Here is a 230-nt window from a genome sequence, read left to right as displayed (position 1 = left end):
CTCCACATGGGATACCCAGTGCCTGATTGCTTCATTTGTAGCATCTTTTAACGTTTTACCTCCACTTGTTACAGGGATAACCTCTGCTCCAAGAAGTCTCATTCGAAATACATTTAACTCCTGCCGTTTCATATCTTCTTCGCCCATAAAAACTTTACACGTAAGGCCAAACCTTGCCGCTACTGTAGCGGAAGCAACGCCGTGCTGACCGGCCCCAGTTTCAGCAATGA

The 230-nt window shown here is 46.5% G+C and carries 1 protein-coding gene; it reads right to left on the bottom strand.

The window, feature by feature from the left end:
- Window positions 1–230, bottom strand: a 230-nt coding sequence (locus tag AOA62_RS05120) for a pyridoxal-phosphate dependent enzyme (protein WP_143521775.1), incomplete at both ends; no start/stop codon positions are given.

It is taken from the genome of Pseudomonas sp. 2995-3 (assembly GCF_002742565.1).
Classification (GTDB): domain Bacteria; phylum Pseudomonadota; class Gammaproteobacteria; order Pseudomonadales; family Pseudomonadaceae; genus Aquipseudomonas; species Aquipseudomonas edaphica.
Note: the sequence above shows the minus strand (reverse complement) of the source record. Positions and strands in the feature narration are given on the sequence as shown.